This window comes from Parafrankia colletiae, assembly GCF_001854655.1.
GTDB classification, from domain to species: Bacteria; Actinomycetota; Actinomycetes; order Frankiales; family Frankiaceae; genus Parafrankia; species Parafrankia colletiae.
The window spans coordinates 13081-27405 of sequence record NZ_MBLM01000133.1; the positions used below are offsets into that span (position 1 = coordinate 13081).

Consider the following 14325-nt stretch of genomic DNA (forward strand, 5'->3'; position numbering starts at 1 on the left):
GCGAGATACCGATGACCACACCCACACCCATCCCCACGTCGATGCCTACGCCTGCCGCCCAGCCGGGCGTAGGCGTAGGCGCCGACGGGACTGATCGCCCGACCGCGTCCGATCTCTCCGCCGGACCTGGTCGCTCGGCGGCGGCCGGCCGTTCGGCGGCCGCCGAGGCCGAGCAGGCCATCCGCGGGATCCTGGACGATCTGGCGTCGGGGCGTCACCGCGGCGTCATCGTCGACTCGCCGCCCGGTGCCGGGAAGTCGACCCTCGTGGTCCGGACAGCCGCGGTCCTCGCCGCCTCCGGCGAACCGCTGATGATCGTCGCCCAGACCAACGAACAGGTCGACGACCTCGTCGAACGGCTGTCGGCGCGCTTTGCTGCGGAGCTGCCCGGCGCCCGGATCGGACGCCTCGGCCGCGCCGGCTACGTCCCGTCCCCCCGCCTGGCGGAGCTCACGAACGTGGTCACCGCGAGCGACGTCGGCGGACTCGGTGAACCCGCCGTGACCATTTCGACAGCGGCAAAATGGACGTACGTCCGGGACGGGACGTGGCCCTGGGCGATCATCGACGAGGCGTACCAGATGCGGTCCGACACGCTGCTGGCCATCGCCTCCCGGTTCGAACGGGCACTGTTCGTCGGCGACCCGGGTCAGCTCGACCCGTTCTCGACGGTTACCAACGACCGCTGGCACGGCCTGGTCTGGAACCCGATGCAGAGCGCCGTCGCCGTGCTGCAGCGAACCAACCCCGACCTGCCGGTCCACCGCCTGCCGGTGTCGTGGCGCCTGCCGCGCACCGCCCAGGCCGTGGTCGCCGACGCCTTCTACCCGTTCACCGGGTTCCGGACAGGCACCGACTTCGGGGAACGTGGCCTGGTGCTCCCAGGGCGCGGCGACCGGCCGGTTGACGAGGTCCTCGACATCGCCGCGGGCACAGGCTGGGGGCTGCTCGAACTCCCCGCCCGCCACACCGTGCGCACGGACGCCGAAGCCGTGGCGGCTGTCGCGGCCCTCACCCGACGGGTTCTCGAGCGGGGCACGGTCGCCCGATCCGGCGGCGAGGAAACCCTGGTCACCGCGGACCGGATCGCGGTCGGAGCCGCCCACCGCGATCAGGTGGTGGCCATCCGCGAGGCTCTCGGCGACGACCGGATCGTGGTGGACACCGCCAACCGCCTGCAGGGCCGGGAGTACGAGGTCACCGTGATCCTGCATCCGCTCTCCGGCCGGCGCGACGCCACCGCCTTCCACCTGGAAGCCGGCCGGCTGTGCGTCCTGGCCTCCCGGCATCGGCAGGCCTGCCTGGTCGTCGCCCGGGCCGGCATCCGGGACCTGCTCGACGCCCATCCCACCAGCGATCCCGTCCACCTCGGAGAGCCGGTTCGGTTCCCGGACGGTTGGGCCGCCAACCAGGCTGTTCTCGCCCATCTGGCGTCCAGCCGCGTCCAGGTCTGACGCCCGTCGCTCGCCCGACCGGGTCCGGGTGGCTGCCTCTCGCGCCTCTGGGTCTCCCGTGCCTCTGCGCCTGTGGCGCAATGCGCCTGCGGAGCAATGCGCCTGCGCATCCCGCGGCCGCACGGCGCCAGGTGGCAGCGTGCGGCCGTGTCGGGCTACCGCCTGCGTTCAGCGTGGCTAGGCCGCCAGGTAGCCCCGGCGGACGGCGTCACCCACCAGGTGGGTGATGTACTCCCACAGGGCTTGCGAGCCCTCGGAGACGACCCGCTGGTGTGCCAGGACGTCCTCGGCGCGCACCCCGTGCGCCAGCCAGCTTCCGCCGCCCGTCGCGTAGTTCAGGATCAGGGGCTGGAGGCGGTCCAACGCCCGGGCGAAGCGCGCGTCAGGGGTGCGGCGCGCCTCGAACTCCTCCCACAGCGAGCGGAGCTGGACCGCCTGGTCGCGGGGAAGCTGGGGGAACAGCCGGTCGGCCGCTGCCCGCTCCCGGGCCTCCTGCTCGGCGATAGCCGTGGTGTCGTAGACGAAGGTGTCCCCGGCGTAGATCTCCACGAGGTCGTGAACGAGCAGCATGCGCAGCACCCGGCCGGTGTCCACCTCCTCCTCGGCGTACTCGCCGAGAAGCACGGCCATCATGGCGAGATGCCAGGAGTGCTCGGCATCGTTCTCGGCTCGGGAGCCGTCGGCGAGGTGGCTGCGCCGGAGTACCGACTTGAGCTTGTCGATCTCCAGGATGAACGCGAGCTGCCGCGCGAGCCGGGAATCAGCCACCGACGGCAGTGCGACGACGGGCTCACCGGGCCCCGCCTGTGACGCCGCATCCAGTGGGGGCGGGGACTGCGTCGACACCTGACCTCCTCGTATCGCCTTACGCCAGCTGTGGATTCGCGCCGCGACGCCACAGCATGACGCACCTGCCGTGTGCCCGCTCCCTGCGGAGTCTCGTGATCCGCTGGCAGGTTGCGGGGTGCATCGTGCCCTCAGTGTGCGCGGAATCGCCGCCACAGGCGTCGCCTTGCGATGTGAACAGAATCCGATCACCCTTCGGGTTGACAATTGGACAACGATCGATCAACCAGGCGGCTTTTTGTGGCTACTTAGTAGATAGAGGTGATGTCCTGTTGTAGTTCACTCTCCGGTGGGTGACTCCGGGTCGGCGGTCGCGGTGCGCGGCCGGACCCGCTATCCGTCCTGTGGCAGGGGTTCTTTGCCCTCGGCCGGCGGCTGGGCCGGGGCCGGCGGGGTCTGGTCCCCGGTAGGCGCCTGAGCTGGCGGGGTACCAGGTGGCGTGGCACCGGTCGGGGTGGCACCGGTCGGACCCGCACCGGTTCTCGGGGCCTGCTGGGGGACGGCTGCGAAGTCCTTGCCGCGGATCAGGACGAGGGCCAGGGTGCCGCCGAGGATCGCCAGGATGCCGGCCGTGATGAGCAGCTCGTTCAGCGCACCGGCGAAGCTGGCGTGGATCGCGTCGGTCAGTACGGGCCGGGCCGCTGCCGGGGCGGCGCCGATCACCTGGCCCGCGCCGCCGCCGTGCACCGCGTCGGCGATCTGGTTCGCCTGCCCGGCCAGCGCCGGGACGCCCGCGAGCCGGTCATCGAGGCCGTGCGCGAGCCGGGCGGTGAAGATCGAGCCGTAGACGGCGGTGCCGACCGCGATACCGACCTGACGGAACGTGGTGTTCACCCCCGACGCCATGCCGGACCGGAACGGGTGCACGACACCGACAGCCGTCGAGGCCAGTGGCGGGTTCACCAGACCCGACCCGGCGCCCGCGACGACGAGACCCGGAATGAGGTGCGTCCAGTCGGACCCGGCGTCCAGGCCCGCCATCAGCAGCAGCCCGGCACCGACGAGTGCGAGGCCCGGGCCGATGAGCCAGCGGACCGGCACGACCGTCGACAACCGCCCCGCCGCGGCCGACACGACCATCGCCGTCGCGGAGAGGACCACCATCCGCAGGCCGGCCCCGAGCGCCGAGTAGCCGAGGTCGTTCTGCAGGTAGACCGTCAGGTAGAGCAGCATCGCGTACAGCGAGCCGTTCATCGCGAACGCGGCGACCGAGCCGCCGAGGAACGTCGGGATCCGCAGCAGCGACAGGTCGAACATCGGGTGTGCCACCCGCGTCTCGGCCACGGCGAACGCCACGAGGAGCACCGCCGCCAGGACGAGACAGATGATCACGCCGGCGTCGCCCCAGCCGTCCGCACTGGCCCGGATCAGTCCGTAGACGAGTGCGACCAGCCCCGAGGTCAGCGTCGCGAACCCGGCCAGGTCCGGCCGGTGGGCATGCGGGGCGCGCGACTCGCCTACCTTCCGCAGCGTGATCGCGATCGCGGCCACACCGACCGGCAGGTTCACCCAGAAGATGCCCCGCCAGCTCACTCCGCTGGTGATCAGACCGCCGAGGATCGGCCCGAGCGCGGTCGACACGCCGGCGACCGCGCCCCACGCGCCGAACGCGATGCCGCGTTCCCGGCCGTGGAAGTTCATCGCGAGCAGCGCGAGCGACGTGGAGAACAGGATCGCCCCGCCGACACCCTGCAGTGCCCGGGATCCGATCAGCATCAACGGCGTCTGCGCCGCCGCGCACAGCGCGGAGCCGGCGGTGAAGGTCCCCAGGCCGATGAGGAACAGCAACCGGCGGCCGTACCGGTCGGCGAGCGAGCCGGAGGTCAGCAGCAGCGCGGCGAGGGTGAGCGCGTAGGCGTCGACGACCCACTGCAGGTCACTGAAGCTGGTGTTCAGCTCCTGCTGGATGTCGGGCAACGCCACGACGACGATCGTGATGTCGAGCAGGAGCATGAACGTCGACGCCAGCACCGCGACCAGCGTCCACCATCTGCGTTCCATAGACCCTCACACGTCTCCTCCGGACCGGCGCCGGCCCCGCGGCCGGGGCGAGCTCGCTCGCAGGACCGCCCCGCGACGCCGGTCTCCACTCTGCCGACCACTCGGAAACGAACCGTCGGATGGGGCGCGTTGTGTAGATTTCCATCCGTGACGACGGCTGTCCTGCGGGAATCCGACACAGCACTGGTTCGAAACGTGGTGACCGACCCGGACGACCTCCGGATCATCCGTGCCCTGCAGCTCGCGCCGCGAGCGCCCTTCGCGCGGATCGCCGCCGCGCTGCGCCTGCCCGAACGGACGGTCGCCCGACGCTACGGCGCGTTGCGCCGGGACGGGATCCTGCGGATCTTCGGCGTGCTGAACCCGGCCACGACAGGCGAGCATCCGTGGAGCGTGCGGGTGCACTGCCGTCCGGACAGCGCCGAGGCGCTGGCCGCGGCGCTGGCGTGGCGCGACGACATCGCGTGGGTGGTCCTGTCCGCGGGCGGGTCCGAGGTGACATTCGCGATCCGGTCGCTGTCGGCCGAGCAGCGCGACACCCTGCTCACCCACCGGCTGCCCCGCGCGACCCATGTCCTGAACGTCGAGGCCTCCGTGCTGCTGCATTACTTCGCCGGCCAGCGCTCCGACGACTGGGGGGTGCTGGCCGGGTATCTGGACACCGACGAGACAGCCGCGCTGCGCGCTGCCGCCACCCCGTCGTCCGCCGTCCCCGCGCCGCGGCCTGTGYCGCTGGAACCGGCCGACGAGGCGATCGCCACCGTCCTGGCCCGCGACGGCCGCGCGAGCTACGCGGAACTGGCCGCCGCGGCGGGGGTGAGCGACGGCCGGGTCACCCGCCGGCTCGGCGCGCTGCTGCAGAGCGGCACGATGCACCTCGACATGGATCTGGCCATGACCAGGCTCGGCTACAACGCGAAGGCCCATCTCTACATGGGAGTCAGCCCGGCACGGCTGCACGAGACCGGCCAGACGCTCGCCGACCTGCCGGAGGTCGCGTTCGCCGCGGCTAGGTCCGGCCGGCACAACCTGGTGGCCTCCGTCGCCTGCCGCGATCTGGCCGATCTCTACGCCTTCACCACCCGCCGTGTCGGCCAGCTCGACGGTATCCAGACCCTGGAGATCTCCCCGGTCTTCCGCACGGTCAAGCAGTCCGGAGCCTGGACCGACGACGGCCGTCTGGTCGAACCGCCCCTGGCGCACCGCCCGCGCCGCCAGCCGGCCTGACCGGCTGACGGCGCGGGCGACCCGATGGACGCTACGGGTGCCGGTCCACCGTTTCTCGTCCCCGGCGCACCCTGTTCTCTGGTAGCGTCGCAGCGTCCGTGAACCGGCCTGAGGAGGTGAGACCCGTTACCGCTGAATCCGACCGGGTGCTCTCCCTCCGTCCCGCGGAACGGTTCATCTGACCCAGGTGGCCGTCGGGAGCGCCCAAAGCGTCCCGAAAGGCAATGAGATTCATGCGTTTCACCTCGGAGACGACGACCTCGACCGGTGTTTCGGAAGGTCGGTTCGTCCTTGACGGCATTCCCGGTGTGCTCTGGTCGCCGGCTGATGCATTCGGCCCGCGCCCACTGATACTRCTCGGGCACGGCGGCGGTCAGCACAAGTGTGCCCCCGGCCTGCTGGCCCGTGCCCACCGGTATGTAACGGAATTCGGTTTCGCGGCGGCGGCGATCGACGCTCCCGGGCACGGCGACCGCCCGAGAACCGCGCAGGACGAACGGTTCGCCGTGCAACTGCGTAACGGGATGGCGGCTGGCGAGCCCGTCGGCGAGCTGATCGCTCAGGACAACGCCGTCCGTGCCGCGCAGGCTGTTCCCGAGTGGCAGGCCACCCTGAACGCTCTTCAGAGCCTCGACCGGATCGGCGCCGACGGACCGGTGGGGTACTGGGGCGTCTCGCTCGGCAGCATGATCGGCATGCCGTTGGTCGCCGCCGAACCGCGGATCACCGCGGCTGTCCTTGGCCTCGTCGGCTACGACATCCTTACCGATGCGGCCTCGCGCCTCACCGTCCCCGTGCAGTTTCTGCTCCAGTGGGACGACGAGATCGTGCCACGCGCGGCCGGCCTCGCCCTGTTCGACGCCATAGCCTCCCCCGAGAAGACGCTGCACGCCAACTCCGGTCGGCATGTCGACCTACCCAGATTCGAAATGGGCAGCGCTGAACGTTTCTTTGCCCGCCATCTCGTCGATAATGCCGTCACGACCGGGGCCCGTTAACCGCTGCGGGGATGACGCCGTCGGCGTTCGCAAGGGATGCCCTTGCGGACGCCGGCGGTCAGCGCCTTCGGGTACTGCCAACCGGGGGTGACACCTTCTCGACTCAGGTTGATCAACTTCCCCGCGAGACCACGAGAGACCCAGGGATGCGTGGCGAGGATCAGTCCTGGCCATCGCCGACGAGGTTGGGCCGGTCAGCGCGCGAGGTCCTTCGTTCCGGCCCGGGGTCTCTGGCCGATGTGTTCCATCGCGTCGACTGCGGGAGCGGTGAAGATCGTATGCCGCGATGATCGTTACCGGTGATGAGATGTGACGGGGTGTGGGCCGGAGACAGCCCGGGTGCGGGTGGTCGAGTCCTGGCTGTCAGAGGGCTGTGGCGTAGATGCGTGCCGCCTGGCCTGAACGGGTCTGGGTGTCGCGTTCGTGGGTGAGGCCGGTTTTCCTGGCGACACGCTGGGAGGGAGTGTTGTCCGGGTGGATGACCGCGATGAGGCGTTTGATGCCGAGGACGTCACGGGCGAGGTCTCTACAGGCAGCGGCGGCTTCGGTGGCGTAGCCGTGGCCTTGGGCATCGGTGCGGACGTGGTAGCCGATCTCGATGTCGGTGGTTCCTTCGATTTCCTGGGGAGTCAGGCCGCAGTCACCGATGAACTCGCCGGTGGACCGGAGCGTGACCAACCAGAGCCCGAAGCCCTCACGCCGGTAGAGGCGCTGGTTCCAGTCGATCCAGGCCAGGGCTTCGTCGCGGTCCTTCGCCCGCGGGTAGTACCGCATCACGTCCGGGTCGCCGAGGAGCGCGGCCATATCGTCGAGGTCGTCTGTGGCCATCGGGCGGAATGCGAGCCGTGGGGTCGGGGCCGGGATGTGCTGCTCGTGATTCACAAGGAAGCACTCTCTCACCTCACCCACATCCTGATCATCAGATCTCTGGTGTATTGCGGCAGTCCCGGCCGTGAGGAACCGTGTAGATCTCCCGACGACGGAGCCCTTGAGGCAGCAGATGATCTTCTTCGGTCGTGCCTTCGGCGGTGCGGCGTTCGGCGTAGGCCTGGTGGCTGGGTCACAGCGCAGCCGGCAGCGCACGACGCGGTACAGCGTGGCGTCGGCCTGGCGGTCCCGCCCCGTTTGAGTCGGTGCCGGTGCGTCCGTCCGGACGAGGCGGGCAGCGGGGCGACGCCGCAGAGCGGCGTGAACGCGGCCTCGGCACACAGCCGGCCGGAAGTTGCCACCGGTACTGACGAGTAGCTGGCCGGCGCTGTCAGCGCCGACCCCGTTCAAGGCCAGGCAGTCTCGGAGCGGCCGCGGCCAGGCGAGCCGACGCGGGGCTCGCTCATCTCCTCACGGTCACGTGACACCGAAGGGTGGGCGGTGGTGAGGATTGCGACCCGCATGGCCTGCCACGGCGTTCAGGRACCGGACGCCATACCGGCCTGCGGGCTGTCAGGGGTCAGGAGGGGTGTTGAGAGGAGGTCGGTGTCGTTCCCGGTCCGCCTGCGCGATGTCCTTGTGGAAAGGGCTGCCGATCCACAGCTGCTCGCCCGTCGCGGACGTGCTGCCCCAGAACAGGCCTTCCATCTCACCGAAGCGGGTTCGCCGCGGTAGCCGGGCCAGTGGTTTGTCGCCCGTGGGTCTGCTGGGCATCAGTCGCCGGGCACGCAGCACGATGATGCTGCGATCGGTGACGACAACGATCCGGCGGCCGATCATGAAGTGGGACGCGGRCATCAGAACGACCAGGAACTGCGAACGAGTCTGGGCCCTGAACACCTGCCGGACCTGTTCACCGGGCTCCAGATAAGGCCGGGYACGAGAGGTCAGTTTGTCGCGTATCGCCATCGAGGACTGAGCGTAGACCCTGCGTGCTCTGCGTGGAGGCCTTTCCATCAAACCGCAGCCCCGGCCGGTGCTGGCCGCTCCCGGCAGAGTTTCCGGGTCGGTCAGCGCGGCGCGGACGAGGTGAGGAGGACGCCGCCGGTGGGAAGGTCGACGCCGAGGTGGGTGGTAGGCCCTGAACATGACGCTGATGAGCGCGACCGTGCTGGCCGGCGGTTGCTCGCGCACCTGCACCAAAAGGCCGGTTATCCTGGGCATCAGCGTCCGACTCGGGTTTTCTGCGGTGCCTGCCGTCTGCCTGCCTGCGGCGTGTGGAAGGTGACGGGCGACGCGATGAAAGGCATCAGCCCTCAACCTGTTGCGCGGAGCCATCTCGCCCCGGTCTGCGCTGCTCCTGTCATTGCTGACCGAGGCCGAGGCTGAGGCGACTGTGACGGGTGAATGCTCGGATGCGGGCCGATCACTGCACAGCCTCCTCGTCGATCTCGTGCTTTCCGGACCCGCGGAGATCGTTGTCGATCTGGGTGCGGGGCGGGGCGACACCCTGGCCGAGACTGCCGCCCGCGCTCCGGCGAGTTCCCTGACCGCTGTGGACATTGATGGCAGAGCCCTGGCTGTCGTCGCCGGACGGATCCCGGGCGTCCAGGTCGTAGAACACGATCTTGTTGGCCCGTTGCCGTTTCAGGGGGAACACTGCGACTGCGTGGTGTCGCACAACGTGCTCGAGTGCCTGGTCGACCCGCCGGCGTTGCTCCGTGATATTGCCCGGGTCCTGCGACCAGGCGGGCGTGCGGTGCTGGGCCATACCGACTTCGAGTCGATAGTGGTAGCGGTCGAGGGTCGGGCTCTCACCCGCCGGGTGCTGCAGACCTACGCGGATCTGCCGGTGCTCTACGAGCACATGGCCGCAGCTGATCCCTGGATGGGCCGGAAGCTGGCCGGACTGGTTCGGCGGAGCCCGCTGAGTCTCGAATCGGTACGGACTTTCACGACGGTTCACACCGAACTGTCCGAAGCGAGAAGCGCCCGCCTGGACGAGGTGATGACGGCGGTCCGTCGAAGTGCCGAAAGAGGTCTCGGGTCGGTCACCGTGAACGAGGTCGACGAATGGCAGGAACAGCTGTGCACGGCGCAGGCCGCCGGTGAGTTCTTCTTCGCTGAGACGGCGTTTGTCGTGGTGGCGTCGAAGCCATGAGGCGTGACCGGGCCGAGCCGGCGGCCGCCGCGGACCGGTGCTGGGCCGCCGCCCGACCGGCCTGCGGACGGCGAGGCCCTCGCGCGGCCTTGAGGAGACGCACCCGGCCGGTCAGACCCGTCCACGCGGCTAACGGAGGGTGATGACTGTCTGGAGATAGGCCGAGGGCAGGGCGACCGCGTTCTCGCTTCCGCCGTAGCGGTCCCAACGGCGGGCCAGGTCGGTGAGCTCGGCTGCGAGCTGGTCGCGCCCCGCCGGATCAAGGGCTTCGAAGGCCTTGAAGGTCGGGCCGTACCAACGGCGGAAGAAGGCGACGAACTCCTCGGCGGACGCGAAGCGGAAGGTACACGTCTGTTCGACGGATTCCGCTGTGGCGATCGCGTTGCCGAAAAGGTCGTCCAGGTGTGGGAGGGTTCCCCACAGCAGCGGGGAGCTCACCCCGGCCGGCGGTGGGACGAACGTGGAGATGACCCGGAACATGTCCCCGACGAAGCCGTCGGGCGTCCACGAGGCGAGGCCGACGATCCCGCCGGGACGCGCCGCGCGCACGATCTCGGCGGCGGTGCGCCGGTGGTCGGGCGCGAACATCGAGCCGAAGACGCTGAGGACCGCGTCGAAGCTGCCGTCGGGCACCGGCAGGTGCTGGATGTCGCCGACCCGGAACTCGGCGTCGAGACCTTCGGCGCGGGACCGTGCCTCGGCGTCCGCCAGCAGCTGGGGAACGTAGTCGATGCCGACGACGTGGGCGCCGGCGCGGGCGGCGGCGATCGCGGCGTTGCCGGTGCCGCAGGCGACGTCCAGCACGCGCCAGCCGGCGTGCAGGTCGGCGGCGTCGGCGAGCAGCTCGCTGCTGAGCACGATGCGGGATGCGACCTTCGCGAAGTTCCCGCTGGACCAGGTCTGCTGCTGGCGTTCCGTGACGGCGGCCAGGTCCGGTGAGGTCTGGGTGGTGGGCATGCCAACTCCTCGAGTCGGTCGCCGTCCGTGATGGTGGCGGCGCACGGAGCCAGCATGCGTCGGATGGAGGTCGGCCGACGAGTACGGATCTCGTACTGGTCGGATGTCGGCCGGACGACAGCCGTCGCTCTGTGTTGTCCGGTACCGGATGTGTAGTACCTGAGGCGGGAAGGCAGTGCGAGCATCGGGGCATGGGTCGCCACGTCGAGTACTGTCCGATCGCGCTGGGCGTCGAGATCGTCGGTGACCGTTGGACGCCCCTGGTCATCCGCGAGCTGAGTGTGGGGGCGAGCGGCTTCAACGAGATCCATCGTGGGCTGCCCCGGCTGAGCCGGACGCTGCTGGCTCAGCGGCTGCGCATGCTCGAACGCCGTGGGCTGGTCCGCCGCGCGCCGGCCCCGCGCGGCCAGCAGGTGCGGTATTCGCTGACCGAGGCGGGGCAGGCGCTGTCACCGGTGGTGTGGGCGATCGGCCAGTGGGCGGCCGAGTGGATGTTCGGCGATCCGACGGACGAGGAGTGCGACGGCCTGGGCCTGATGTGGYGTCTGCACCAGTGCGCGATCGCCGGGGTGCTGCCGGATCAGCGGACCGTGGTCCACCTGGTGCTCACCGGCGCGGGCGCGGCCGAAGGCTGGCTTGACATCGATGACGGTGCGGTCACRGTGTGCCGGGAGGCGCCCGGCCGTGACGACGACCTGATGCTCGAGGCCGAAACGGCGCATCTGCTCCGTTGGCTGATGGGAATGGCGTCCTTCCGGGAGCTGCGGATCAACGGGCAGGTCCGCATGTTGGGGCCGGCAGGCCTGGTGCGGGGGTTCCCGGACTGGTTCAACACGGGCGTCTTCGCCGAGAGCCTGGGCCGGGGGCGGCAACGCCGCCCCCAGACCAGCGTGCCCTCCCGGCCCTCCCCGCGGGACGTCGTGCCGGCTGTGCAGCACGGTGTGCCTGCAGCACAGGAGATGCTGCCCGCAGTTCAGGAAGCGCTTCCTGCCTGAGCGCTGCGGGGCGCGACGTCCCCGGCCCCCGCGGCGCCTCCGGCTCCCTCGGATCCCGCTGGCTCCTCGGTCCCTCCGGCTTCGCGGGATGGTCGGGCCGCTCCGGCCAGCGAGGTCCCTCCGACGAGGGTCTTCTCGGCCGGGGCCGGGTCGGCGCCGGGCGCCGCCGTGCGGACCGCTGCGTCACCTGTCGCCTCCGAGGCCGAGGCGCTGCCAGCTTTCGCGACCGCCGTGGCTGCCGTGGCTGCCGCCGCGCGGCCTGCCTCGGCGCGGGCGGCTTCGAGCCCGGAGACGGTCCGCAACGGGACCTCGGGGAGGATCACCGCCAGCACCAGGCCGACCGCGATGACGGCGGCGGCGACCAGGAACACCAGGTCCATCGAGTTCGAGAAGCCGACCATGAACGGGTGGACGAGAGCCTTGTCGATCTCCTGCAGGAACGCGGAGTCGTCCAGGGAGCCGCTGGAGGTGACCTGGCGGAGCTGGTCGGGGTGGGCGGCGGCGGCCGTGGCGAATCCGGAGCTGCCCTGTGCGTCCTGGTAGGCGTCCGCGATCTGGGTGGGTGCCGCGCCGAAGAGGATCGACAGGAAGACCGCGGTTCCCAGGGTGCCGCCGATCTGCCGGAAGAAGGTGGCGGACGCCGTCGCCACGCCGATGTCCCGGGGGGCCACGCAGTTCTGCAGCGCGACGACCAGGGTCTGCATGCTCTGGCCCAGTCCGAGGCCGTACAGCGCCATCATGAGGCTCGTCTGCCACAGCGGCGTGTCGGCGCCGATCCGGGAGAGCAGGAGGAACCCGGCGATCATCGCCGCGGCGCCGATGATCGGGTAGGGGCGGTAGTGGCCGGTGCGGGCGATCAGGCGCCCGGAGATCATGGACGCCGTCATGATGCCGGTCATCAGGGGGAGCATCAGCAGGCCGGCTTCGGTCGGCGACGCGCCCTTGACGATCTGCAGGTAGAGGGGGATGGTCGCGAGGCCGCCGAACATCGCGATGCCGAGGACGACCGACAGCGCCGAGCCGACGGAGAACGCGCGGGCCCGGAACAGCCGCAGGGGGATCAGCGCGTCGTCGCCCATGCGTTGTTCGGCGACGATGAACCACGCGAGGCCGAGTACGCCGATGACGTAGCAGGCGATGGAGACGGGGGAGCCCCAGCCCCAGTCGCGTCCCTGTTCGGCGACGAGGAGGAGCGGCACGACCGCCGCGATGATCGCGACGGTTCCCCACCAGTCGATGCGGGAGTCGCCCCGGCTGCGGCCTCCCCGCAGGACCCGGTTGACGGCCACGAGCGCCGCCAGTCCGATCGGGACGTTGATCCAGAAGATCCAGCGCCATCCGGCGAGCCCGAGCAGGCTGTCGCGACCGGACAGGAACCCGCCGATGAGCGGCCCGGCGACGCTGGAGGTCGCGAAGGTCCCCATGAAGTAGGCCATGTACTTGGGGCGCTGCTGCGGCGACACGATGTCCGCCATGATCGACATTGCCAGCGAGAACAGGCCGCCGGCGCCGAGTCCCTGGAACGCGCGGAAGCCGGCGAGCACGTACATGTCGGACGCGATCCCGCACAGCACCGAGCCGACGATGAAGACCGAGATGGCGATCATGAACAGCGGCTTGCGCCCGTAGATGTCCGAGAGCTTGCCGTAGAGCGGGGTGGTCACCGTCGAGGTGATGAGGAACGCCGTGGTGACCCAGGCCTGGGCGGACAGCCCGTGCAGGTCGTCGCCGATGCTCCGGATGGCGGTCGTGACCACTGTCTGGTCGAGCGCGGCGAGGAAGGTTCCCAGCAGCAGTGCCGTGACGATGGTCATGATCTGGCGGTGGGTGAGCCCACCCGGTGCCGGGGCCTGCGTCGCGGTCGTCGTGTCGGCGGTCATACGCGGTGTGCCTCCGGAGCAGAGGTGTCCGTGCCGGCGCGGGTCGGGACGTCCTGCGGTGTGGACCGGCCGTGCGGTCCCGACGTGCCGTGCGGCGCGGGCCTGCCCTGGGCGGACGTCTCCGGGCTGAGTCGAGACGTCTCCGGGCTGAGTCGAGTGGTGTCGGGTCGGGAGACCCAGGTGGGCTGGTGCACCTCCATCTCGTCCCCGAACCTGCGCAGCAGGGTGGTGAAGGTGACCAGGTCCTCGCTGCTCCAGCCGGCGAGCATGTCCTCGTAACGCCGGTTGCGGATCTCAATGTGGTCTCTGTAGACCTCCCGGCCCGCCTCGGTCACGTCAAGGACCACGGCGCGCCCGTCATCCGGATCGGCGCGACGCTCGACATAGCCGGCCCGGACGAGGGCCGAGACCTGCCTGCTGACGGTGGACGGATCGGACTGGACGGACGCGGCGAGGGCACCGAGCCGCTTCGGGCCGTTCGCGGCCAGGTGCGAGATCAGGATCTGCGCGGCCCACTCGACATCGTCCCGGGCGCGGGCGAGGTACTGGCTGCGGGCGCGGGCGAGGCCCCGGAGCAGGCGTGCGAGATCGTCGGCGAGCTGTGCCACCTGGTACTCGCGGTTCACCGGATGCTTGCGGCTCTCTGGATGCTCGTGGTCCGCCGGATGCTCGTGGTTCGCCGGGCGTTGCTGGTCGGTGGGTGCCCTGGTCTCGTCCATGCGCGCGGTGCTCTTCCTGATGTCGGTCAGCTGGAACGGGTGCCGCTGCCGCTGGGGCGCGGTACCGTCCAGTCGCATGATCCGCCAAGCCGGTCGTCCTGGCAATTTGGCTGCAGCATACAACTATTCCGGCCTCCGGTCTTTTTTCGGGTAACGCGCCGTTCGGGTGACCTGGACCACAGCGACGGGCCCGCGCGATCCCGCAGATCAGCGGTCCGGG

General features: G+C 70.3%; 12 protein-coding genes. 5 read left to right on the forward strand and 7 right to left on the reverse strand.

The window, feature by feature from the left end:
- The first annotated feature begins 11 nt into the window (after nucleotides 1–11).
- On the forward strand, nucleotides 12–1454 hold the full coding sequence (locus CC117_RS21950; protein WP_241830314.1) for an AAA domain-containing protein: 1443 nt from the start codon (nucleotides 12–14) through the stop codon (nucleotides 1452–1454).
- 177 nt (nucleotides 1455–1631) lie between these two features.
- On the opposite strand, the gene CC117_RS21955 is transcribed toward CC117_RS21950, so the two are convergent.
- Nucleotides 1632–2300 (reverse strand): HD domain-containing protein, encoded by a 669-nt coding sequence (locus CC117_RS21955; protein WP_198541943.1) that lies wholly within the window; start codon nucleotides 2298–2300, stop codon nucleotides 1632–1634.
- A 333-nt stretch (nucleotides 2301–2633) separates the two neighbouring features.
- Nucleotides 2634–4301 (reverse strand): MFS transporter, encoded by a 1668-nt coding sequence (locus CC117_RS21960; RefSeq protein WP_071087135.1) that lies wholly within the window; start codon nucleotides 4299–4301, stop codon nucleotides 2634–2636.
- A 147-nt stretch (nucleotides 4302–4448) separates the two neighbouring features.
- Here CC117_RS21960 and CC117_RS21965 point away from each other — a divergent pair, with 147 nt between their 5' ends.
- The gene (locus CC117_RS21965; protein ID WP_071087137.1) at nucleotides 4449–5528 is read left to right on the forward strand and encodes an Lrp/AsnC family transcriptional regulator; all 1080 of its coding nucleotides are present in this window, start codon (nucleotides 4449–4451) and stop codon (nucleotides 5526–5528) included.
- A 233-nt stretch (nucleotides 5529–5761) separates the two neighbouring features.
- Nucleotides 5762–6526, forward strand: coding sequence for an alpha/beta hydrolase family protein (locus CC117_RS21970; protein ID WP_071087139.1), 765 nt, complete (start codon nucleotides 5762–5764; stop codon nucleotides 6524–6526).
- A 363-nt stretch (nucleotides 6527–6889) separates the two neighbouring features.
- Here the strand turns inward: CC117_RS21970 and CC117_RS21975 are convergent, their stop codons facing one another.
- Together CC117_RS21975 and CC117_RS21980 are read right to left on the reverse strand one after the other, a co-directional pair.
- A complete protein-coding gene (locus tag CC117_RS21975) occupies nucleotides 6890–7408 on the reverse strand; it encodes a GNAT family N-acetyltransferase (protein WP_084132555.1) in 519 nt (172 codons plus the stop codon).
- Between the two features lie 558 nt (nucleotides 7409–7966).
- Complete coding sequence (locus CC117_RS21980) at nucleotides 7967–8251, reverse strand: hypothetical protein (protein ID WP_084132572.1); 285 nt, start codon at nucleotides 8249–8251, stop codon at nucleotides 7967–7969.
- Between the two features lie 595 nt (nucleotides 8252–8846).
- Here CC117_RS21980 and CC117_RS21985 point away from each other — a divergent pair.
- On the forward strand, nucleotides 8847–9554 hold the full coding sequence (locus tag CC117_RS21985; RefSeq protein WP_241830319.1) for a methyltransferase domain-containing protein: 708 nt from the start codon (nucleotides 8847–8849) through the stop codon (nucleotides 9552–9554).
- Nucleotides 9555–9683: 129 nt separating this feature from the next.
- Here CC117_RS21985 and CC117_RS21990 read toward each other — a convergent pair whose 3' ends face one another.
- Nucleotides 9684–10511 (reverse strand): class I SAM-dependent methyltransferase, encoded by an 828-nt coding sequence (locus CC117_RS21990; RefSeq protein WP_071087143.1) that lies wholly within the window; start codon nucleotides 10509–10511, stop codon nucleotides 9684–9686.
- Nucleotides 10512–10702: 191 nt separating this feature from the next.
- Here CC117_RS21990 and CC117_RS21995 point away from each other — a divergent pair, with 191 nt between their 5' ends.
- Nucleotides 10703–11506, forward strand: coding sequence for a winged helix-turn-helix transcriptional regulator (locus tag CC117_RS21995; RefSeq protein WP_071087145.1), 804 nt, complete (start codon nucleotides 10703–10705; stop codon nucleotides 11504–11506).
- Here CC117_RS21995 and CC117_RS22000 read toward each other — a convergent pair.
- Together CC117_RS22000 and CC117_RS22005 are read right to left on the reverse strand one after the other, a co-directional pair.
- Nucleotides 11485–13386, reverse strand: a complete 1902-nt coding sequence (locus tag CC117_RS22000; protein WP_071087147.1) for an MDR family MFS transporter — start codon at nucleotides 13384–13386, stop codon at nucleotides 11485–11487. The genes CC117_RS21995 and CC117_RS22000 overlap by 22 nt on opposite strands.
- Complete coding sequence (locus CC117_RS22005; protein WP_241830315.1) at nucleotides 13383–14183, reverse strand: MarR family winged helix-turn-helix transcriptional regulator; 801 nt, start codon at nucleotides 14181–14183, stop codon at nucleotides 13383–13385. The genes CC117_RS22000 and CC117_RS22005 overlap by 4 nt, the downstream gene beginning before the upstream one ends.
- Nucleotides 14184–14325 lie beyond the last annotated feature (142 nt).